Genomic DNA, 21,757 nt, shown 5'->3' with positions numbered 1-21,757 from the left:
ATTAGATGGATGCTCCTTCAGATGCTTTCCTATGGGTAAAAGCATTACATATTATTGCTGTGGTATGTTGGTTCGCTGCTTTGTTCTATCTACCACGGCTTTATGTTTATCATGCGATGAGTGACGATGCCATAAGCCATCAACGCTTTGAAGTCATGGAACGTAAGCTTTATCGTGGCATTATGTGGCCTGCGATGATCGCAACATTGATCACTGCACATTTTTTAGTGGACTGGGGTGATGCAACTCGACATTATCATGAAGCTTTATGGTTTTATTTAAAAGTTTGTTTAGTCGGATTACTGGTCATATACCACCTAACGTGTGGATATTACCGTAAAAAACTCATTGATAATGCACACTATAAAAGTCATAAGTTCTGGCGCTATTTCAACGAAATGCCCACATTGATCTTATTCGCAGTTGTAATTTTAGTTGTGGTTAAACCTACATTCTAACTAAAGAATATAAAAAAAAACCTCCATTCGTGGAGGTTTTTTTCTTTAAAAATTAATTATGGTTACGCTTACGCATACGTGGTTTATAAAGAACACGATATGTTACAGCCAACAAAATTAACCAGATTGGACTAATCATCAAAGCTTTCAGCGTGTCTGGCTCTAAACTTAAAATGATTAATGCAAATAGCAAAAATGCCAATACAACGTATGACATTGCCACTCCACCCGGCATTTTAAAATTCGACTTTTCATGTAGCTCAGGTCGCAATTTACGGTAGCGTATATAGCACACCATGATAATCGCCCAAATACTAATGAAAAGAATCACACACAGCGAACTTGCTAATGTAAAAGCTTCCATCGTATTTGGCACAAAATACTGAAATGCTGCACCGGCCATAATAAATGTACATGAAAAGATTAATCCCTTAGCAGGTACGGCACGACTTGAAAGTTCTGCTAGCTTTTGAGGGGCTTGGCCGTCACGTGCCAATCCAAATAACATTCGACTGGTAGAAAAGACGCCACTGTTCATGGAAGACATCACAGAAGACAAAACCACTAGGTTCATAATCACAGCAGCTGAACCAATACCCGCAAATAAGAATAATGTCACAAATGGACTTTGATCTGCTGGGATATTGATCCAAGGTGTCACAGACATAATCATGATCAACGAAAGCACATAGAAAATGATAATACGTGTCGGAATAGCATTAACCGCTTTTGGTAAATTTTTTTCAGGATCTTTGGTTTCCGCAGCCATCGTCCCGAGTAACTCTACACCAACAAAGGCAAACATTGCGATTTGAAAGCCTGCCAAAAAGCCCATGGTTCCTTTCGGGAACATTCCACCATGAGACCAAATGTTACTGAAGCTTGCAACAGCACCACTTGGTGACTGAAAACTCGTAAACACCATGAAGGCACCCACCAAGATCAATCCAATAATGGCTAGAATTTTGATTAATGCAAACCAAAACTCAATTTCACCAAAAAGTTTTACAGTGACTAAGTTAATTGCGAGTATGAATAAGACACATCCTGCACTAATCGCTGCTTGCCCCATTGGGGTAAACATTTGATCTGGAGGTAACCAAAAACTGAGATAATTGATAATTGCTGCTAAATCAGCAATACCGACCAAAATCCATCCCAGCCAATAGGACCAACCAATATAATACCCTGCACCTGGTCCAATGAGATCATGTGCCATATCAATAAATGATTTGTAGTGCACATTAGATAAAAGAATTTCACCAAGGGCACGCATCAAGAAAAAAAACATAGCACCAATAATCATATAAATGATGATGATTGAAGGTCCTGCAAGTGAAATCGTTTTTCCTGAGCCCATAAACAACCCTGTACCAATCGCTCCACCGATGGCGATGAGTTGTAAATGTCGATTTGAAAGCTTACGCTGTAATTCATTGGGAGATGATTGTTCATCAATATTTGTGGTTGTCATTATTCAACATCCTTTTACACCATCTAATCTAATCGATCAGCCTAAATTCCGCTTCAAACTGAGATTCGAGAGATTTTGTTATTATGAGAGGAGCCATAAATGACTCTTCCTCGTGAAGTCTTACTTATATTCAGTTATTTCAATGCAGCAATCACTGCGATTTCAATTAACCATTCTGGATTAACGAGGTCAGCCTGAATGGTTGCTCGTGATGGTGGTATTGAATCCTCCATCCATTCAATCCAAATTTGATTGAAGATTTGAAAATCTTCCAAATTCTTCACGAAAACTTGTGCTGACAATAAACGAGATTTATCTGTGCCTACTTGAGCCAAAAGAGCGTCGATCGTATTCAGCACATCTTTCGTTTGTAAGGCGATATCAGGCGTCGTAATCTTAGGTACTTGACCAGAAAGATAAGCCACTTGATTAAAGAATGTAACTGCACTCATCACGCCATTACTATTGAATTTTTGAATATCCTGATTTTGCATATTAATTCCTTGATTACTCAGTATCGATCCTAGTGTTGATCGTTGAATTTTTAACATTAAATTTCTACAACAAATGGAACCCGCGTCGTTACGCCACACATTAACTCATATCCCACAGTACTCGCTCCTGCAGCGACCTCATCAATCGGTAACAAACTTCCGTACTTTGAGACGCCCCACAGTACGACTTCACTGCCAATTTTTGCATCTTCAATATGCGTGATATCAACAGCTAGCATGTCCATACTTACACGACCAATCAAAGAAGTTTTTTGTCCATTCACAAGCACTGTTGTGCCAGATTGAGTAATCCGTTGATATCCATCTGCATATCCACAAGCGACAATGCCAATTTTCATAGCTTGTTCTGCAAAAAAAGTCGATCCATAGCCAATACTTTGCTGAGGATTAATTTCTTGAATTGCAATCAATTCACTTCTTAAAGACATTGTTGGTTTTAAGTCCCAATCTTGAATAGTATGGGTTGGATAATCCGGTGAACTCCCATACAACATAATGCCACTACGTACAATGTTAGAGTGGACATGATTGGCATGTCTAAGAATGGCTGCGCTATTACTTACTGAGCAAGGACCACCTAAAGCACTGACGATTTGATTGAATACTGAAATTTGATAGTCAACGCCAACCTGATTCAAGCGCTCGCCATCAGCATCAGAAAAATGTGTCATGTGAGTGATTGATGACACTTGCGGCAATTCAGTTAACAGACTCCAAATTTCAGAGTAACGTTGAGGTTGGAATCCTAAACGATTCATGCCACTGTTCATTTTCAGAAAAATATTAAAATGAGCATCTAAACCGCACCGATTAATCCATTCGACTTGAATCTCATTATGAACGGTAAATTGAAGTTCCAAATCATGACACAACTGTAAATCCGCTTCTTGAAAGATACCTTCCAAAAGCAAAATTGGGCCTTTCCAACCTAAATCTCGAACTCGTTGTGCTTCACTCAGCTCTAGAAGTGCAATCCCATCAGCATCCTTTAAGGCTGAATAAATGCGCTCGATCCCATGGCCGTAAGCATTAGCTTTTACAACAGCAAAAATTTGGGCATTTGGCACATGTTGCTTAGCAACTTTCAAATTATGTTTGATTGCGTTTAAATGAATGACAGCCTGTATCGGGCGAGACATATTCCTTGTCCTATTATATTTTTTAATAGCAAACCACGCAGCCTTTAAGCTGCGTGGTTATAACGTTGAATTGAAAGTCCATCGGTACTAATCTCTGGAGTCCGATTCAGCACTAAATCACTAATCAGCTTTCCAGAACCACATGCCATGGTCCAGCCGAGCGTGCCATGTCCAGTATTTAAAAATAGATTCTTATATTTCGTCGCACCGATAATAGGCGTACTGTCTGGTGTCATCGGTCGTAGTCCCGTCCAGAAACTGGCTTGTGCCATATCTCCACCTGGGAACAAATCACGTGTTACCATCTCTAAGGTGCCACGGCGATCCTCATTTAACTCTTTATTAAAACCACTTAACTCAGCCATCCCACCAACACGAATTCGTTGATCAAAACGAGTTATTGCAATCTTGTAGGTTTCATCCAATACGGTTGATTGAGGCGCATATTGCGCATCCACGATAGGTATAGTTAATGAATATCCCTTTACTGGATAAATGGGCAAATCTAGACCTAATGGTTTAATAAAATCTCGTGAATAGCTACCGAAGGCAAGTACATAACGATCTGCTGTAAGTACTTGACCGTCGACAACAACGCCTTTAATTTCATCACCTTCAACTACGAGTTTTTCAACATTTTGATTAAATTTAAACTCAACACCAATACCTTTTGCATATTCAGCAAGCGCGTTGGTAAAGATATAGCAATCGCCAGTCTCATCATTTGGAAGATGTAAACCACCGACCAATTTGTCTTTAACTTCCGCTAAAGCAGGCTCAACTCGACCTAGACCTTCACGATCTAATAACTCAAATTCGACACCTGTTTCTTTTAAAACTTCAATGTCTCGTTGAACTGCGTCTAATTGCGCATCCTTACGAAAAATTTGTAATGTTCCTTTTGAACGATTCTCATAAGATATGCCAATATTTTCGCGTAATTCTCTTAAACAATCTCGACTGTATTCAGCAACACGTACCATACGCTCTTTATTGATAGCGTAATGTGCCGCATTGCAGTTCTTCAACATTTGAGCCATCCATTTCAGCTGCCACAAGCTTCCATCTACATTAATTGCTAATGGTGCATGATGTTGAAACATCCATTTAACCGCTTTAAATGGAATTCCTGGTGCGGCCCATGGTGTAGAATACCCAGGAGAAATCTGTCCTGCATTGCCAAAACTCGTTTCTTCGGCAGGACCTGATTGACGATCTAATACAGTGACGCTTGCTCCTTGTTGCGCTAGGTAATACGCACTTGCAACACCAATGACACCACTACCTAATACAATAACGCGCATGAACTATCCCTCAGCACTGTGTAGTTTATTTCACTAGTATATTTTTGCTTTAATAGTTTTTTTCACTCTTTTAAACGTTATAATTTAGGTAATTTAAGGGTTTTATCCTAAAAAAATTAAAAAATAAGGAAATTATTCATGCGGAAATTAGATCGCACTGATCGTATGATATTAGATATTCTGCAAAAGGACGGTCGTATCGCCATTAGTGAACTGGCTGCAAAAGTAAATCTTTCTACAACCCCTTGCTCAGAAAGAGTCAAAAGACTAGAACGAGATGGCATTATTATGGGCTATTACGCCCGATTAAATCCGGAGTTATTGGAGCGTAATTTACTCGTCTTTCTAGAAATTAAATTATCGGCGAAATCTGGAGACGTTTTTGATCAAGTCGCCAAGAATTTAGTTGAGATACCTGAGGTATTAGAGTGTCATTTAATTTCAGGTGAATTCGATTACTTGGTGAAAGCGAGACTAAAAGAAATGAGTGCTTATCGCCAACTACTGGGTGACCTGCTTAAAATGCTTCCCTCCTCTGCATCCTCCCATAGTTACATCGTGATGGAAGAGGTCAAAGAGTCCTTGTACTTGGATCTAAGCTAAGCTACGAAGAGCAATCTCTTGAGAGTTGCTCTTGAGCCCAAATTTCGGCTTAGATTAATCAACGTAATTTAAAATTTGATGGAAAGCTTGAATTCTGGCTTTGGGTGCAGCAGCGGCTAACTCTGCATCACTGCCATAACCGTATTCCACCGCAATCGTTTCAATCCCATTTTTTCGAGCACCGATAATGTCATGCTCTCGGTCCCCTACCATTAAACAGGTTTCTGGCTTAATTTTTTCTCGCTCTAAAATATATGCAATAAGTTCAGCTTTATTGGTGCGGTCACCATTTAACTCACTGCCATAGGCATAATCAAAATACGGTGTGAGATTGAAATGTTCAAGAATTTTCTGGGCATACACCTCAGGCTTTGCAGTAGCTAAAAACAATCTGTAACCTTTGTTCTTAAGTGTTGCCAATGTCTCTGCTACATCTTCAAATAATAAATTTTCAAATAAACCTTTTACAGCAAAGCGTTCACGATAACCAAGTAAAGCCTGTTCCGCCAAATCATCATTCACATCAACCTTCAAAATTTTGGCCAACGAGGCTTTTAAAGGTGGTCCAATAATCCAATCAATATTCTCATCCTCCGCGATAAGATGACCTACTTTTTCTAAACCATAGCGTGCAGAAGTCGTAATACCCACTTTAGGATCAGTTAGCGTTCCATCTAAATCAATGAGAATATTTTTAATCATGCTGTACCTTTTTTAGAAATGCTATCGAGACTTCTCAGAAACTTGCCTATACTACTCCAAATTGATCAATGAAGGACATTGTTGTGCGCCCTACTGTATTGTGCTTTTCTGGTTTAGATCCATCTGGTGGTGCTGGCTTACAAGCAGATATTGAAGCGATCGGCCAAAGTGGTGCTCATGCAGCAATCGCATGTACAGCGTTAACCATTCAAAACTCTCAACAAGTTTTTGGATTTGAAGCAACCTCAAAAGATTTACTGCTGGCTCAAGCGAATGCTGTAGTGAATGATCTTCCTATCAAAGTAGTGAAATCTGGCATGCTCGGTACTACCGACAATATCGCCGCTTTGGCAGAATTCCTAAGAGCACATCCTGATTTTCAATACGTACTCGATCCAGTTTTGGTTGCCAATAGTGGTGGCTCATTAGGAAATCAAGCAACATTGGTCAAGGCTTTTGTTGAATTGATTCCTCTTGCTACGATTCTTACACCCAATACCGTTGAACTTCGCGCATTAACAGGCTGTGAAGATTTAGATCAAGCCACACAGAAGCTATTTGAAATGGGTGCTAAAGCTGTATTAGTCAAAGGTGGTCACGAAGACACACCGACTTATATTAGAAATGCACTCTACATTAACGGTGATATGGTCTCTGAAACAAAATGTCCTCGTCTTGAAGGTGAGTATCATGGTTCAGGCTGTTCTCTTGCTAGTTTTATTGCAGGGAGGTTGGCACAAGGTGATCAAATTAAAAATGCAGTTCACCATGCGGAAACATGGCTATTTGGTGTATTAAAACGCGCTGAAATCCCAGTTGAAGGTGGCCAAAGAATTCCAAAACGCTTCTAAATAAAAAGCCCACTGACTGTGGGCTTTTTTATTAATCTTTTAGTCTTTTTTTGACTGATAGGATATGTTCTCTATTGGTTTTCCACGATTTTTGAAGCGCTGCTTTTTCAATACGATATTTAATTCTCTGTAGTCTACGATCATCGATCACTTTCATTTTGTAGCTTTTAACTTCTTCAATCCAACTTTTACCCCAATGAACATGTACAGGAATTGGTGTTTTAAACTCACAATTAGGCACGAAAACCACTAACCCATGTATCGACAGATTTGGATCGATTAAGTCATTTAATAATCCCTCTAAAACCTTTATATGCTTGTAGTTTTGGTGCAATGGATTTTGAAATTTATGGCTGGATTTATAAATTTTTTGAGTCCACATTTTTTGATGTGATGAGCCAAAAATCCAACCTTTATAGTTTTTAGTCTCAATCACAAATATTCCATAAGGACTTAATAAAATATGGTCAATCTGTGTGGTCTGATTGTCCTGATCCAAAAATGTAAGATCATTCAGTAAAATATAGTCCTCATTCAAAAATTTTTTTGCATGATATTGGACAGTGTATTCACCCAATTTTCCTTTGATATAAGGTACAAACATTTTGAATACAGGGATGATTGCTAGAATTAAGATCAACCACCATAACTGCGATATGAGATTAAAAACAATTGTAATTATAGGATTTTCATTAGACATAATTTTTGTATTTCATATGTTTATGCTGTTATAACATCACCACTTATCATCTTCAAGCTGCAGCAGCTTAAGCTTATTCTCCACACCACCTGAAAATCCGACCAGCTTGCCATTGACACCTATTACACGATGACAAGGTACAATGATCGCGATAGGATTTTTCCCATTGGCCAAGCCTACCGCTCGAACCGCTTTTACATTACCAACATCCTCAGCAATTTGCTTATACGTTCTAGACTCTCCAAAAGGAATATTTAACAGCGCATTCCATACCGAACGTTGGAATTCTGTCCCATAAAGTTCTATGGGCAAATCGAATACCTGACGTTGTTTTAAAAAATATTCGCGAAGCTGTTTTTCGGCAATGCATAAAATCTCGTGATCATCCCGCTGAATGATTATTTGATTTTGAATAAACTGAGGAAGTGCATTTTCCCAAGCGACAACAATCAATGCTTGATCATGAGCAACCAATTGAAGTTCACCGACAGGTGTCATTATTTTTTTTAAATAAAGCTGAGTCATTTTTTTAATCGCTTGTAAATTAAATCATCTAACTATGTTGATGATAACTTCATTAAGACCAAACCCGAAATAATCAATACTGCGGCGATCATTCTCATTGCATTTGCAGGTTCTCCAAGAATAAAAATCCCAACCATAAAAGAACCTACAGCGCCTATGCCTGTCCATACGGTATAAGCTGTCCCGAGTGGTAAAGTTTTCATCGCATGGGAAAGTAAAGCAAAACTTGCGATCATGAAAACGATCGTCAAAATACTGGGTGTCAATTTGGTAAAGCCATCTGAAACTTTCATAAAATAGGCCCAGACAACTTCCAACAACCCTGCAACAATCAAGACTAACCAAGCCAAAATAAACCCTCTCTCAATTTAAAAAGCAGCGTATGGATACGCTGCCTTAAATCTTACGCTGAAGCTAATTTCATCATGACTAAACCTGAAATAATCAGAATAGCCGCAATCATCCGCATTGCTGTCGCAGGCTCACCCAGAATAAAAATGCCGACTAAAAAAGACCCTACTGCACCAATCCCCGTCCAAATCGTATAGGCAGTTCCCAGAGGTAATGTTTTCATGGCATGTGCCAACAACCCAAAACTGAGAACCATAAAAAATAGAGTAATTGCAGTCGGTGTGAATTTAGTAAATCCTTCAGACATTTTCATACTATATGCCCAAACGATCTCAAATAAACCCGCGAGAATAAGAATAAACCAAGCCATGATGCCTGCTCCCAATTAAAATAATTTAAGAGTCAGGCCGTCCTGACGATTTTTCTCAGAGAAATGAGGGAGGTCGTTCCTCCAAATGATGGTTGAATTATATCAACACACGCACAAAATAGGCGCAATTTTACAATTTTTGACCCAAAATACACCTACAAAAAATACGTCATTATCGGACTAGCTTTTCTAGATTATTTCTGCATTTTTAGGCTATTGCATTGCGAACGCGATCGCTATTGTCAGATGGAAGACTAAATCCGCACCAAATTAGAACACTTCACTGCACTATAGAAAATCACTGGTCTAGGATGTTTAAATTTAAATTGATTTTTTATCTCGCTCTTTTAAGACTTATTCACGAAGATAAGCCAAATAATGAGCAACGAAAATTTCTCCCCCAAACAATTCAACAGAAAGGATAAGAAGATCCATTTTTTGTAAAAAAGGACTCAAATGAGTCCTTTTTATACATTTATTGTCTAATAAACAAACCATTGAACCAAATATGATTATAATCTAATCAAATTATCCAGACTGTTATCAACACAGATATCCACCAAGTTATCCATAAACTTATCCACAGATGTGTGTAGTGTTATACATGTTTCGGATCAAACGTTAATTGAACCTACTTTCGCCAACTCTGCACGCATTTCATCAATTACAGCTTTATAATCTGGCTTTCCAAAAATGGCAGAACCAGCCACAAACATATCAGCACCAGCTTCAGCGATTTCACGAATATTTGCTGGACCAACACCACCATCAACTTCTAAGCGAATATCTTTACCAGATGCATCAATAATTTTGCGTGCTTCACGAAGTTTATCTAGCGTTATTGGGATAAATTTTTGTCCACCAAAGCCAGGGTTGACGCTCATTAATAAGACTTGATCCACTTTATCCAGTACATAATCAAGGTAATGTAAAGGCGTTGCAGGGTTAAAAACTAAACCTGCTTTAGCACCACCAGCTTTAATCAGCTGCAATGAACGGTCGATATGGTCTGATGCTTCTGGATGAAAAGTGATGATATCTGCACCCGCTTCTAAGAAATCTCCGATCATACGATCGACTGGTTTCACCATAAGATGAACGTCAATTGGAGCCTGAATACCATATTTTTTAAGTGCCTTACATACACCAGCACCAAAAGTTAAATTTGGTACATAATGATTGTCCATTACATCGAAATGGACCACATCTGCACCTGCTTCAAGTACATTTTCGACTTCTTCACCTAAGCGAGCGAAATCAGCAGATAAAATCGATGGAGCAATTAAGAATGGCTTGGACATGTCAGGACCTGGCGGGAAATTAGAATTCAAAAGATGATTATAGCAAAACTTCGTTTATTCATTCCTTCGAAATTACTGCTATTTAAATTTCAACTCAAAATGCAAATCGTTGATTAAAAAATATTAAAGGACGGAATATGACTTATGCAAAGCTATGTTGCATATTCGGAACAACCTTATAGTGAGATGAATGTTAAGATACAATAAATTTCAAGCATTACGGTAAATAATGAAAACAACCACAACGATAGACAGCTCCGAAGCATTACGTATCGCTAAACGATTAAGCAATCATTGGAAACATAAATTTGATGTCACCAATACCGATGACCAATATCAAATTTTTATGCCAAAAGTGACAGTTGAATTATCAATACAACCTGATCAACTTCATGTCAGTATTGTGAATAAAGAAGAAATATCTTTAGAAGAATTAATACGACTAGAAAATGTCGTGCTTGATCATATCAATCGCATGGTTCAAGCTGACTATCAAGTTATATGGTCTAGAGAAAGTTAAAGAAAAACCGACATAAAGTCGGCTTTTCATTATTGTTGCTGTTTAAATTCAGTAACACGGCGAATTCGTTCTTCAGTGGCAGGATGACTTGCAAAGAGATCAAGAATTTTTGATTGATCTTCGTCTTCTCCCATATCATCACTCATACGTTTTAAAAAGTTTGCAAAATGCACTGTATCCATTTCATGTTTATGCATGAGTTCTAGCGCATACTGATCTGATTCTAACTCAAACTTCCGTGAATATCCTGCACCAATCATGGCAACTGGCAAAGTCGCAATTAAATCCGATCCATCACCAGTGATAGCAATATAAAGTACACTGAATCCTAGGCTCGAAAGACCTTGTTGTAAGCTGTGACGTTTTAATAAATGTGCTTGTTCATGTGCCAAAACGCCGATAATTTCCTGATCATTCTTGGCAAGCTTCACTAATTCATCGGTGAGATAAATTGTATTGTTTGGCAATGCGAGTGCATTGGCTCCAAGCGAGGTACCTTCCCTAAATTTCAACTGAGCGGGACGACCCTCAGCAACATATTTCAGATAATCCGCGAGAATCCGATCCTGTCTTTGCTGTGATAACTGAGAAGGTTTAGTGTATTCGGCTAAATAAACTTCTGCCTGTCCACCCAAACGATTCAGCGTATTTTCTGGCAGCTGGAAAGCAACAATGTGCGATGCCGTCGGTATTCCCCATTTAATGACGGAGAAACCAAGTGCGACCACGAAAATAACACTAAAAATAATCAACGATGGTGTACGTTCAAGTTTCCATACTTTTTGATGAAAATTTTTATGCTCAACAGGCAACCATTCAGGAAGCTGACGCTCATGAAATTCAATCCTAGCGTCATGTGTTAACTCTAAAGCTGGATTACGTCGACCAATTTTACCAAGCAATACCATTTCATCTGCATGATAGTAGACTGTTTTCACTTCGCCTTGATCTGTATAACTGACAGCGATACTGTCTTGATTAGCAGGGCGAATCTGTGCTGTAAAAGGCTTAGAAAGAACACCATCATAATATGTCACTGTGAGAGGTTGATTCATTGAATTAACTCCTAAAGTGAAATATCAATATCAAAAATATCACTAATTTCTTCCGCGATGGCACTATGATCACTTTGCGCAATATTCATCATCAGGTTTGGATCATCATTTAATTCTAAGCTCATCGATTCAACTTGGTATCGATAAATGCGAATAGCAGCCCATGCTGACAATAATCCTAAACTTAAGATTCTAGCGATCCAATTACTCGCAACAATCCATGCATAGCGCCATTGATTACAACTGGTCTTAAACTGACTGCTGTTGAGTGTTGTGCTATTCCACGTAGTAATAAAAATTCGTGCCTGTATTAACGGACCAATAAACAACATTCCAATCGCATAAACGGCAAAGATCATCATCAGCATCATATCCATTCCATGACCACTGAGTATTGATAATGTCGAACCACCAAATCCGATGAGCATAAGAATCAATACAAAGAGAATCATGGGAACATATACTGCTCGCATATAACTAGGCCAGTCATTGTTTAATTGAAATTTGAGTTGTCCAACGTACAAATGATTAAGCGTATATTTTTTATAAATCCAAATTGCGACAGGGCTAAATATACCTAATGTAAAAATGGTGATAGCAAGCGCAATTAAAAATTGTTTATAGGCTTCTTTATTCGTGCCAGAAAAATAAAAACGGCTGTTCCCAAATTTACTGTTGCGCGCATTAAATCGAATTGTGGCTCGTACCAACCATGGAAGAGCAATATAAATAATCAGTCCACCAAATGCTGCTATCGTCATATCCATATATGAGGCAATCGCAAATACTGCCCAAATGCCAATGGCTATCAGTCGACCAATCAAAATTTTAGTCGGTAAACCAGTAAAATCAAAAAAGCGATGAAAAAATTCGGTATTGTTATAAAAATATCTTAAACGACGTACTTTCGCCCATGGCGCATATAGGCTCAATGTCGCAATCGTCAACAGAATGTTGATGATCCATATGCCAAAGTACTCCATCGCGTTGCCATGAAATTTAAATTTAAATACTTTCCCCATATAAATCGGTCGATTTTCATCTGCATCAGATAATGGAAATGGATCGTTGATCAATGGTAAGGGTGCTTGTTCAGCGGAGTGTTCTAATGAATTCATTATTATTTTCTCTGATTATAAAAAATGACATCCCGAGAGATGTCATCATTCAACATGGTTTAAATGTGATATCGCACACATTATAACGAACTTAAGTATGAATATCTTAAAATTCAAATGAGATTAATTTTGCAATTGTAAAGCATGGAATTGCAGATGATCATCAATAAAACTTTGGATAAAGAAGTATCCGTGATCATAACCCTCGTGCTCACGCAATGTGAGCTTTTGACCTACGGTTTTACATGATTCAGCAAATAGTGCTGGATTAAGTTGAGCATAAAACTGATCTGCCCCCCCCTGATCAATTAAAACTTCGTGATATAGAGCACCCTTAGCTTTCACGAGCTCATTCGCATCATGTGCTTTCCATAACTCACGATCTTCTCCGAGATAAGCTGAAAATGCCTTTTCACCCCATGGACAAATTGATGGCGCACAAATCGGTGCAAATGCTGAGACTGACTTAAATAAGTCTGGATACTTCCAAGCAAGCGTGAGTGCACCGTGTCCTCCCATGCTGTGACCAAAAATACCAATCCCCTCATCCTGTACAGGAAACGATGTAAGAACTAGAGGATACAGCTCCTGTATAAGATACGACTCCATCTGATAATGCTCAGCCCAAGGTGCTTGAGTTGCGTTTAAATAGAATCCAGCCCCTTGCCCTATATCCCAAGAATCCCCGACCGCCACGTCGTCACCACGAGGCGATGTATCTGGAGTAATCAAGATAATTCCCAATTGTGCAGCTAAACGTTGTGCATGTGCTTTGATAACAAAAGTTTCTTCAGTACAAGTCAAACCTGCAAGATAGTACAACGCAATACATTTTTGACCTTCTAATGCCTGTGAAGGTAAAAATACAGAAAATTTAGTGGGATTTTTCAAAAACTTTGAATTGATCTGATAAACACGTTGTTCACCATCAAAACATTTATTCTTTTGAACCAATTCCATTGCACTGCCTCACACATTTAATTTTTAAACATCATCGCATATTCGTAAACTGAGCACTATCACTCTGGTGTTCACTACTTACGGTTGATAATCCAACCTGAGGAAATAATCTCTTTTCAAGTTGCGGCAACATAATTTCCATATTCTTACCAATGACCCATTGTGGCTCTGATGGCATAAACCCTTGTGCATTTTCCCAATGCGCAATATTGACTGATGCATCTTCAAAGGCTTCACGTAAGCTATTTTTTTCACGCATCGCTAAATCAAAGAAAGCACGTCCAAAATAAGTCGAGTCTGCATCATTTGAACAACCAAAAGACTCTCGATCTGCTGCAGCTGCAGTAATGACTAATGTATCTGGCGATTGCAACGCTGGAATAAAACTACCAGAGAAACATGATGAAATCACAATAACTCTCCACCTGATCCCTGATTTATCAAGCGTTTGGCGCAACCATTTTGGATCTATGTCTTCCAAATCAATTGGCGTATTCTCCATTTGAAATTGGTTACTCAATCCATGGGAAGTCATATAAAGAAACAGGACATCACTTTCACGATTCATCTGAGCGCCAATACGTTGCAATGCCAAATCAATACTGGTCTTTGACGCAATTGGATATTCTTCGCGAGTCGCAGGATTATTAATTAACGCAATTGAACGACCAAAGGTTCCGAAACGCGTATCAAATTGATCTTTAAATCTTTGAATTTCCAATTTGAATACATCTTGATAACTTGCACCAGCTACGCCCATAAAATACCAATGCGAGTTCGCAAACTCTCCAAATTGGATCTGTTCAAGCGCCTGATTTAATAATCTGCTTTGCGCGTAAAATGATTGTTCTGAAATACTTGGAGGCGCCTCATCTACCTTCCAAATTGGTTGACTTTGCGACGAAATCTGCCACACAAAAAGTGTAAAAAACGTGGCGATCATGATGAGCAGTCGCTCCCACCAAGGCCATTTTAATTCACGCGAAAAAACCCAAACAACAGCTAAACTTTGCCAAACAAACAATAAAGAAAATATGTGCTGCAAATGATCAACAAGGAAATTAGGTTGATAGTCAAAGTTATTAAAATAATATTGGATAAGACACTGAATCAAAACAATATGTGTGTCTAGTACTAACCAAAGTAATGCTGGCACCAACATCAAACGTGGATTATTAGTACGCTGTGAAAGGAAAATCCCAACAATTAAAGCAATAAATGGCCAGAGCGCATAACTCACTAATCCTTGAGAGTTAAATTCTCCAGCACCATTCGATAACAACCAGCTAAATAAAGAGCTCGCTGAACCTCCAAGAATTCCCCAAAAAATAAGTTGAAGAATTGATGGCCTTACAATCTGTAGTGATTTCCTTGAACCTAAAAATAACCAAATCCCTGCAAGCTGGTTACTTTTTAAATCATGCCAAAAGTTAATTGAAGGTTTAAGGTCTATCATAAGATTACTGTGTAGGTGCTTGGATCAGCTTTTTTAAGTTTATGCTCGGTTAAATAATTATCAATGCTACTTTTAACTATATAACAATTTTTCGATTATTTTTGAGTCATTTACCAAACTACTCAGAAACAATCGTTTGAAAATAGGCATCAAAGCGACATGCATCACCTAACCATTGATGATCAGGTTTTTGCGCATTGAGATAAACAGCATGCCTTGGTCGCTTTACAATAACTCGCTTAGCAACGCTTTGAGCCAATGCCAACAATTCTTCACCTAAATCCATCTCTCCATCCTCAGGCAACAGAAGATGTAACAGCTGCATTTGTTTTTTAACTTGCGCTTGTTTTTTAATGGCATTTTGATTCTGATCGCGCTGTGGAAACATTGGATCTAAATATACTACATCGGCATCGACGTGTTGGTTTGCACATTGCTTAAGATAATCAGCGGAATCTGAAAAAACCAGCTGAATACGCGCAACAATACTCTTTAAAAATGGGTCAAGACTCGCTTGTTGATGAGTAGATTCTAACAAAGTATATAAAATTGGATGTCGTTCAACTAATGTGACATTTGCCCCTAAATGTGCCATCAGTAAACTGTCATGCCCAAGCCCTGCGGTGGCATCAATGAGCTGGGGTTTTTCAGATAACTGGCATGCCCTCGCAATCATTTCAGATTTCAAGCTAGCACGTTTTAAGCGACCGACTTCGGCTTTCCAATCAGGTTGCATACGCATGCCCTGTGCGCACAGCCACAACCCATCTTGATCAACACAAAGCGCAAGTTCAGGATGATGTCTGAAAAATCGAGCATTCAATTTTTCAACCTCTTCGATTGTTGACTGCACCCCACGAGAAGAAAGCACAGCATTAAAATGCTGTGCTTTCTTAAGAAAATCTCTTTCAGCAAATAAGCGTATTTCGCTTACCATAATTTCCAACCTGTAAATGCAAAGAGAAGGATCACTAAACCTGAAGCAATTCGATACCAAGCAAAAATCATAAAATCACGTTTTGCGACATAGGCAACCAAAGCTCGAATGAGTAATAAAGCTGAGACAAATGAAACAATCAACCCAGTTGTCAACACTGCCCAATCTTCAGCAGTCTGGAACACATCATAGCTTTGATATAAATCTAATAATCCAGCACCAATAATGACTGGAATTCCAAGAAAGAATGAAAATTCGGTCGCTGCTTTGCGGGAAACGCCTAAAAACATTGCCCCGATGATCGTAGCACCAGAACGTGATGTACCTGGGATCAAAGAGAGCACTTGAATTAAACCAATCCAAATTGCATCTTTATAACTGAGCTCTTCAACTTCTTTGACACGTATTCTTGGGGGATTTTTTTCTACCCAAATGATAATTAAACCACCCACAATCAGGCCAATTGCAATCGCGTAGTTATTAAATAATAGCTCTTTTACTGTTTGCCCAAAGGTCAAACCTATTGTAACAATTGGGATTGAAGCCAAGATTAAACCAAATCCGAGTCTTCTACCTTGTGCTTCGCCAGTGACCATACCCGTTGCAGCACCCCATAAGCGCGACCAATATTCATAAATAACCGCTGCGATTGCCCCCATTTGAATGGCAATCACAAAGACATCACTTTTTTCCTTGGTCCAGAAATTCATGAGTTCAGCGGCTAAAATTAAATGGCCTGTACTAGAAATGGGTAAAAACTCAGTAATACCTTCAACGATACCCATAATTGCCGCTTTAAGCAGCAGTAAAAGATCCATAGAAATTCCTAATTATGCTTTGCCTTGTTCTGGAATTTTTTTCCACGCATTGTCACGTAAATAAACGGGTAGTGCGAGATCGGCACTGAGCCATTGTTCTTTAAAAGCATGTTCACGTGCAATCGTCGCTATATCCTCAGCAGTTGCTTGGACATTTGAATAATCATTTAATTCGGGATGAATACATTTTGTTCCCGAACCAATCATTTGAAACTTTTGATAGGCTGCAGCATTTTCATAATTTAATAATTGCTCTTCATCCACCAACTGCATTAAACCTTGAGCATTTAACTGAAAACTTGCGATGTAGACCTCACTCATTCTTGCATCAAGTACAGCCGTAACTTCTGTCAGTTGATAGATTCGATAAGCAGCCTGTGCCAGAGCTTGAAGGGATGAAACAGGAATCACAGGCACGTCATGTGACCATGCAAGCGCCTGAGTGACCGCTGCATTAATACGCACACCGCTGAATGAGCCAGGACCACGACTAAAAGCGATCGCATCCAAATCTGAAACGTGTACTTCAGCTTGCTGAAAAGCTGCTTCAATCATTGGGAGGATAGATTGGGTCTGCGCTTTTGCACGATCATCTAGTTTATAAAAAAGTACTTGATTCTCATCAATTAACGAAACTGAGCACTGCTCATTGGCAGTTTCTAATGCAAGCAATTTCATGCATGCCCCTATAAATCGTTAAAAACGGTGCTAATCATACTCCACTCGAATTATTCCTGCGAGAGCAGATCTGTTCAGATTTAGTGATTATTGAACGCTGGTATCAATCTCAACACTTATATTTAAAATTCAAATTTTTCAAGCTGAGTGAAATTTTTGAAATGATGCGCATAATGCATCGCACTCATTTTAAGTTTAGCTTCTGCAAACTCATCTAATGTTTTAATTACTTTGCCAGGAGAGCCCATCACCAATGAATTATCTGGGATGATTTTACCTTCTGGAATCAACGCATTCGCGCCAATAATGCAATTTTTACCGATTACAGCATTATTTAATACGACGGCGTTGATACCAATCAAACTATTATCTCCAATCGTACAACCATGTAACATTGCTTGATGACCAATGGTGACATATTGCCCAACATTCAATTCAATGCCCGGATCAGTGTGTAAGACGGCATTTTCTTGAATATTACTGAAATCACCAATACGAATTTTGCAGTTATCCCCGCGTATTACCGCACCAAACCAAACACTCACCTCTTGTCCAAGTTCAACATCGCCAATCACAGTGGCATTTTCTGCAATCCATCCATTCCATGGTTGAATCGTCGTTGAAGGGGTTTTGTCTTGAAATTTGTACATCATATGCAGCAATCCTATGCATTTAATATTTTAATGTTGTTTGAAAATTGAAGATTTAAAACTTGGGGAATTGAGCAAAAAGGGCCAGTTTTTTTTATAATTTAAGCCATACTGAAACAACGAAATCAGGATCCTTGCTGTAAGACCCCATATCACCTCATTCTCAACTCTTAAACTTGGAAAATAGATTGATTGCTTAGCCAATCGAACTTCATAAGGTGTTGGGCGAGCATCCATCATTTCGCGGATTGAAGCAAAAAAAATACGATCGATTTCTGTAGGTTGTGGGACAAGCTTCACATTAGGCGGTATCAATCCAACCACAGGTTTTACTAAAACACCCGCTTTTGAGCGCTCTGAAGGCAGATCACCTAGCAACTTTACATCGAACGGATTCAAAGCCGTTTCTTCCCACGCTTCTCGGAGTGCAACAACAATATTACTGGTGTCGTTCGGATCTCTTTTTCCTCCTGGGAATGACACTTCACCCGCATGATTATTCATATAAATAGAGCGACGCGTCAGCAGAATTTTAGGATCATCTTCATTGGTGATTGCAAGTAATACTGCAGCATCAGCTTTTTGAATGCGTTTAGAAAACCTAAGGTGTTGTTGCAGTTGCAATGTTAATGAATGATCCATCATCTTGAATAGCTCGATCTCTCTTTTTTATTCTCATCCCATCATATATGAAATTTTGTGCATAAGGCTATAAATGATGCGAAAGTTATTTTTTTGGGGTATGCTGAATCATCTCATTTTTACTTGACAGCATATGCCTTTTTGCACGGCCTGTGGGCAACCGACGACCGAACAGATTCCTTTAGGTGATCATAAAGTACGCCAAGTCTGTACGCATTGTAAGACCATTCACTATGTGAATCCGAAGGTCATTTGTGGAGCCTTAGCGATTTGGGAAGATAAAGTACTCTTATGTCGTAGAGCGATTGAGCCACGCTATGGTCTTTGGACGCTACCAGCAGGATATATGGAACTCTTCGAGACAATGGAGCAAGGTGCAGCTCGTGAAACTCGTGAAGAAGCTGAAGCTGAAGTGGAAATTGAGCAATTGTACTGTATGTACAATATCCCTCGTATTGGTCAAATTTACGTATTATTTAAATCTCACCTTGTTGAAGGTAAATTTGGGGCTGGTGAAGAAACTATCGAAAGTCGTTTATTTGAAGAACATGAGATTCCATGGGATAGTTTAGCTTTCCCAAGTGTTGAACGAACGCTTCGTCATTATTTTGAAGACCGAAAATCGAATCATTTTCCTACACACTTAGAGACCTTAGGTACTCGACTTGATCAAACAGGTTAAAAAAAACTCCATCTCATAAGATGGAGTTTTTTTGGTTAAGCTTTTCGACCTATTTGATAACAAGGTGTTAAAGCAATTTCAATTGTTCCTGTTCTAAGCTTTGCTAGATTAAGTTGTTCAGTCGTTGGTTTATTCTCTGGAATCGAATTGTACGTGTGTTGGTATGTCGCATGCGTATTCACCCATTCAGCTGCGGCTGTAGAGCCCTTAGTATCCCAACTCGTGATATTAATACCCGCTCTTATGTCATTATTTACGATTAAGTTTTGTAAATTTAAACGTACACCTCCAGATGACACAAGTTCACTATTAGAATCGACTCCAAAGTCTGGTCTGTTATTTAGTCCAGCTCTGACCCCATTTAGGTTCCCAAAAATTGGATTCGCTAGAATCATACGTATTGTCAGAGATTTATCATTTGCAGTTGAATATGTTGTGCCTGTCGTACCAACAATGAATTGTTGAACATCCAATTCATCTGTCATGGTTGAAGTATTCTTAATGCTTGGACAAGTGGTAGATTTTAAACTCGATGCAGTACGATTGGTTCGTATATCTCCATTTTCATCAATGACGATACTCACTGTTTGTGATGGAATCGTTTTATCATTAAAGTTAAACACTAAATCTGCGTATAATGGAAAAATAATTTGATCCCCAGCTTCAACATTTTTACGTGTTTTGAACACTTTACGATCTAAATAGCTCACTGGACTGTATTTTAGAATATCAAGCTTACCTGTATAGCGCTCAGAATTGACATCTTGACGCCACTCCCCATATACCTCAGTGCTTGTAGGTGTATCCTTGCTGCCTAAGAATCCTTGATAAGCATACTGATTACCAGGAATAATGGATTGACCAAACAGAGTTCCTTTATAGATTTCTAATTTGTCATTTGAAGATTCAATACTTTTAAAAACTAAAGGTTTTTGTATTTTTTGTGAGATATTATTCAACCAATCTTTTGAATTAGAAACGACATCTAATTTTTCAGGTGGTACTTGATTGATTAATAATACTCGTGCTAACTCTTCTGAAGTATTACTACCCGTAACAATTGGTTTCCCTCTCCACTGTGAGAGATAACCACTCGCATAACCTTCGCGCGTAGTAATTACGCTCATATCAGCAATTGCTTGATTATTGTTTAGGCTTGAGCCGTGAAACCCTGCGAAATTAGTATTTTGTCCAATAAAGAGTAAGTGATTGGCCTGATAAATACCCACACTTCTCATTCTGATGATCTGTTGTGCTACTTTTTCCGCATCATCAATTGATACCTTATCGACATCTAACCATGGTTTCAGGATCTGAACATAACTGCCATTGTTGAACTCATTGGCCGTTATATTTTGGCTGATCACTTGAAGACCATCCAAATTGTCTTTTGACAGCACAACTTGCTGTATATCACCAGGTACATTACTGATTTGATCTACACCTAATGTTTGCAAAATTCGTATAATTCCGACCATTGCGTTATAGGTAGGATCGGACATATTAAAATTTTCAATTGGCTTACCAGTTAGCCCTTGAGCCATATCTTGTACACCAATCTGAATATAAACATCGCTCATTTTCTTAGGCACAATTGAACCTAGATCGACCGTCCCTAACTCAATTTTTCGAGCACTGGCTTCACCCTGAATATAAAATGTAACTTTGTCTCCCACTTGGCATGAACCAGTTGCAACATTAGGATCGAGTTCAGTTCGATAGTGATTCAGTTTGTCAGTACTACAATCGAACTTTAGTCCCTCTACAGGATAGTCCAAGACAAATCCAAGACAATTAGCATCATTTGAGGTTAAACAACCATTAGAGGTTGTAACGGAACCACGGTTAGGATCTTCATTTATTTTAGCACTCTCTCCACCACATCCAGTCAGTGCTAAAAAAAGCGTGGAAAACGTGAATGGGATAATATTAGACTTTTTCATTCTAG

The 21,757-nt window shown here is 38.7% G+C and carries 25 protein-coding genes; 5 read left to right on the top strand and 20 right to left on the bottom strand.

Annotated elements, in window-relative coordinates; genetic code table 11:
• The first annotated feature begins 5 nt into the window (after positions 1-5).
• Complete coding sequence (locus tag AC1M9F_RS13840) at positions 6-458, top strand: CopD family protein (RefSeq protein ID WP_481598054.1); 453 nt, start codon at positions 6-8, stop codon at positions 456-458.
• A 52-nt stretch (positions 459-510) separates the two neighbouring features.
• Here AC1M9F_RS13840 and AC1M9F_RS13835 read toward each other — a convergent pair whose 3' ends face one another.
• The 4 genes from AC1M9F_RS13835 to AC1M9F_RS13820 form a co-directional block, all read right to left on the bottom strand.
• Complete coding sequence (locus AC1M9F_RS13835; protein ID WP_481598053.1) at positions 511-1,932, bottom strand: amino acid permease; 1,422 nt, start codon at positions 1,930-1,932, stop codon at positions 511-513.
• Between the two features lie 134 nt (positions 1,933-2,066).
• Positions 2,067-2,426 (bottom strand): RidA family protein, encoded by a 360-nt coding sequence (locus tag AC1M9F_RS13830; RefSeq protein ID WP_481598052.1) that lies wholly within the window; start codon positions 2,424-2,426, stop codon positions 2,067-2,069.
• A gap of 56 nt (positions 2,427-2,482) precedes the next feature.
• The gene (gene alr / locus AC1M9F_RS13825) at positions 2,483-3,586 is read right to left on the bottom strand and encodes an alanine racemase (RefSeq protein WP_481592387.1); all 1,104 of its coding nucleotides are present in this window, start codon (positions 3,584-3,586) and stop codon (positions 2,483-2,485) included.
• Positions 3,587-3,630: 44 nt separating this feature from the next.
• Positions 3,631-4,890 (bottom strand): D-amino acid dehydrogenase, encoded by a 1,260-nt coding sequence (locus AC1M9F_RS13820; RefSeq protein WP_481592386.1) that lies wholly within the window; start codon positions 4,888-4,890, stop codon positions 3,631-3,633.
• Between the two features lie 138 nt (positions 4,891-5,028).
• On the opposite strand from AC1M9F_RS13820, the gene AC1M9F_RS13815 reads away from it, so the two are divergent.
• On the top strand, positions 5,029-5,493 hold the full coding sequence (locus AC1M9F_RS13815) for a winged helix-turn-helix transcriptional regulator (protein WP_092768640.1): 465 nt from the start codon (positions 5,029-5,031) through the stop codon (positions 5,491-5,493).
• A 54-nt stretch (positions 5,494-5,547) separates the two neighbouring features.
• Here AC1M9F_RS13815 and AC1M9F_RS13810 read toward each other — a convergent pair whose 3' ends face one another.
• Complete coding sequence (locus AC1M9F_RS13810; RefSeq protein ID WP_481589576.1) at positions 5,548-6,195, bottom strand: HAD-IA family hydrolase; 648 nt, start codon at positions 6,193-6,195, stop codon at positions 5,548-5,550.
• Positions 6,196-6,278: 83 nt separating this feature from the next.
• Here AC1M9F_RS13810 and AC1M9F_RS13805 point away from each other — a divergent pair, with 83 nt between their 5' ends.
• Positions 6,279-7,046: a hydroxymethylpyrimidine/phosphomethylpyrimidine kinase gene (locus tag AC1M9F_RS13805; RefSeq protein ID WP_035268321.1), complete on the top strand. Its 768-nt coding sequence runs from the start codon at positions 6,279-6,281 to the stop codon at positions 7,044-7,046.
• Positions 7,047-7,077: 31 nt separating this feature from the next.
• Here the strand turns inward: AC1M9F_RS13805 and AC1M9F_RS13800 are convergent, their stop codons facing one another.
• From AC1M9F_RS13800 to rpe, 5 genes are all read right to left on the bottom strand, one after another.
• A complete protein-coding gene (locus tag AC1M9F_RS13800; RefSeq protein WP_481598051.1) occupies positions 7,078-7,746 on the bottom strand; it encodes a nuclease-related domain-containing protein in 669 nt (222 codons plus the stop codon).
• 36 nt (positions 7,747-7,782) lie between these two features.
• Complete coding sequence (locus AC1M9F_RS13795; protein ID WP_481598050.1) at positions 7,783-8,271, bottom strand: methylated-DNA--[protein]-cysteine S-methyltransferase; 489 nt, start codon at positions 8,269-8,271, stop codon at positions 7,783-7,785.
• 32 nt (positions 8,272-8,303) lie between these two features.
• Positions 8,304-8,621 (bottom strand): quaternary ammonium compound efflux SMR transporter SugE, encoded by a 318-nt coding sequence (gene sugE, locus AC1M9F_RS13790; RefSeq protein ID WP_035268289.1) that lies wholly within the window; start codon positions 8,619-8,621, stop codon positions 8,304-8,306.
• Between the two features lie 53 nt (positions 8,622-8,674).
• Positions 8,675-8,992 (bottom strand): DMT family transporter, encoded by a 318-nt coding sequence (locus tag AC1M9F_RS13785; RefSeq protein WP_092768625.1) that lies wholly within the window; start codon positions 8,990-8,992, stop codon positions 8,675-8,677.
• A 614-nt stretch (positions 8,993-9,606) separates the two neighbouring features.
• A complete protein-coding gene (gene rpe / locus AC1M9F_RS13780) occupies positions 9,607-10,293 on the bottom strand; it encodes a ribulose-phosphate 3-epimerase (protein ID WP_481594039.1) in 687 nt (228 codons plus the stop codon).
• Between the two features lie 229 nt (positions 10,294-10,522).
• On the opposite strand from rpe, the gene AC1M9F_RS13775 reads away from it, so the two are divergent.
• Positions 10,523-10,813, top strand: a complete 291-nt coding sequence (locus AC1M9F_RS13775; RefSeq protein ID WP_481594038.1) for a DUF2218 domain-containing protein — start codon at positions 10,523-10,525, stop codon at positions 10,811-10,813.
• A gap of 29 nt (positions 10,814-10,842) precedes the next feature.
• Here AC1M9F_RS13775 and AC1M9F_RS13770 read toward each other — a convergent pair whose 3' ends face one another.
• The 9 genes from AC1M9F_RS13770 to AC1M9F_RS13730 form a co-directional block, all read right to left on the bottom strand.
• Positions 10,843-11,868, bottom strand: a complete 1,026-nt coding sequence (locus AC1M9F_RS13770) for a M48 family metallopeptidase (RefSeq protein ID WP_481592380.1) — start codon at positions 11,866-11,868, stop codon at positions 10,843-10,845.
• 11 nt (positions 11,869-11,879) lie between these two features.
• On the bottom strand, positions 11,880-12,890 hold the full coding sequence (locus AC1M9F_RS13765) for a YjgN family protein (protein ID WP_481598056.1): 1,011 nt from the start codon (positions 12,888-12,890) through the stop codon (positions 11,880-11,882).
• Positions 12,891-13,109: 219 nt separating this feature from the next.
• Positions 13,110-13,946 (bottom strand): S-formylglutathione hydrolase, encoded by an 837-nt coding sequence (fghA, locus tag AC1M9F_RS13760; RefSeq protein ID WP_481598049.1) that lies wholly within the window; start codon positions 13,944-13,946, stop codon positions 13,110-13,112.
• Between the two features lie 31 nt (positions 13,947-13,977).
• Positions 13,978-15,402, bottom strand: a complete 1,425-nt coding sequence (locus AC1M9F_RS13755; RefSeq protein WP_180028728.1) for a C13 family peptidase — start codon at positions 15,400-15,402, stop codon at positions 13,978-13,980.
• Between the two features lie 118 nt (positions 15,403-15,520).
• A complete protein-coding gene (locus tag AC1M9F_RS13750) occupies positions 15,521-16,339 on the bottom strand; it encodes a class I SAM-dependent methyltransferase (protein ID WP_481598048.1) in 819 nt (272 codons plus the stop codon).
• The gene (locus AC1M9F_RS13745; RefSeq protein ID WP_481592376.1) at positions 16,333-17,157 is read right to left on the bottom strand and encodes an undecaprenyl-diphosphate phosphatase; all 825 of its coding nucleotides are present in this window, start codon (positions 17,155-17,157) and stop codon (positions 16,333-16,335) included. The genes AC1M9F_RS13750 and AC1M9F_RS13745 overlap by 7 nt, the downstream gene beginning before the upstream one ends.
• Before the next feature lie 12 nt (positions 17,158-17,169).
• Entirely contained in the window at positions 17,170-17,835 is a 666-nt protein-coding gene (tsaB, locus tag AC1M9F_RS13740) for a tRNA (adenosine(37)-N6)-threonylcarbamoyltransferase complex dimerization subunit type 1 TsaB (RefSeq protein WP_481598047.1), read from the bottom strand.
• 122 nt (positions 17,836-17,957) lie between these two features.
• On the bottom strand, positions 17,958-18,488 hold the full coding sequence (locus AC1M9F_RS13735; protein ID WP_481598046.1) for a gamma carbonic anhydrase family protein: 531 nt from the start codon (positions 18,486-18,488) through the stop codon (positions 17,958-17,960).
• Between the two features lie 27 nt (positions 18,489-18,515).
• Entirely contained in the window at positions 18,516-19,130 is a 615-nt protein-coding gene (locus AC1M9F_RS13730) for a CoA pyrophosphatase (RefSeq protein WP_035268255.1), read from the bottom strand.
• 130 nt (positions 19,131-19,260) lie between these two features.
• Between AC1M9F_RS13730 and AC1M9F_RS13725 the strand changes: the two genes are divergently transcribed.
• Positions 19,261-19,809: an NUDIX hydrolase gene (locus AC1M9F_RS13725; protein ID WP_035268253.1), complete on the top strand. Its 549-nt coding sequence runs from the start codon at positions 19,261-19,263 to the stop codon at positions 19,807-19,809.
• A gap of 35 nt (positions 19,810-19,844) precedes the next feature.
• Here the strand turns inward: AC1M9F_RS13725 and filF are convergent, their stop codons facing one another.
• Positions 19,845-21,752, bottom strand: a complete 1,908-nt coding sequence (gene filF, locus AC1M9F_RS13720; protein ID WP_481598045.1) for a putative pilus system protein FilF — start codon at positions 21,750-21,752, stop codon at positions 19,845-19,847.
• Between the last annotated feature and the right edge of the window lie 5 nt (positions 21,753-21,757).

It is taken from the genome of Acinetobacter sp. ANC_7504 (assembly GCF_056779995.1).
This window is presented reverse-complemented; position numbering and strand designations above follow the sequence as displayed.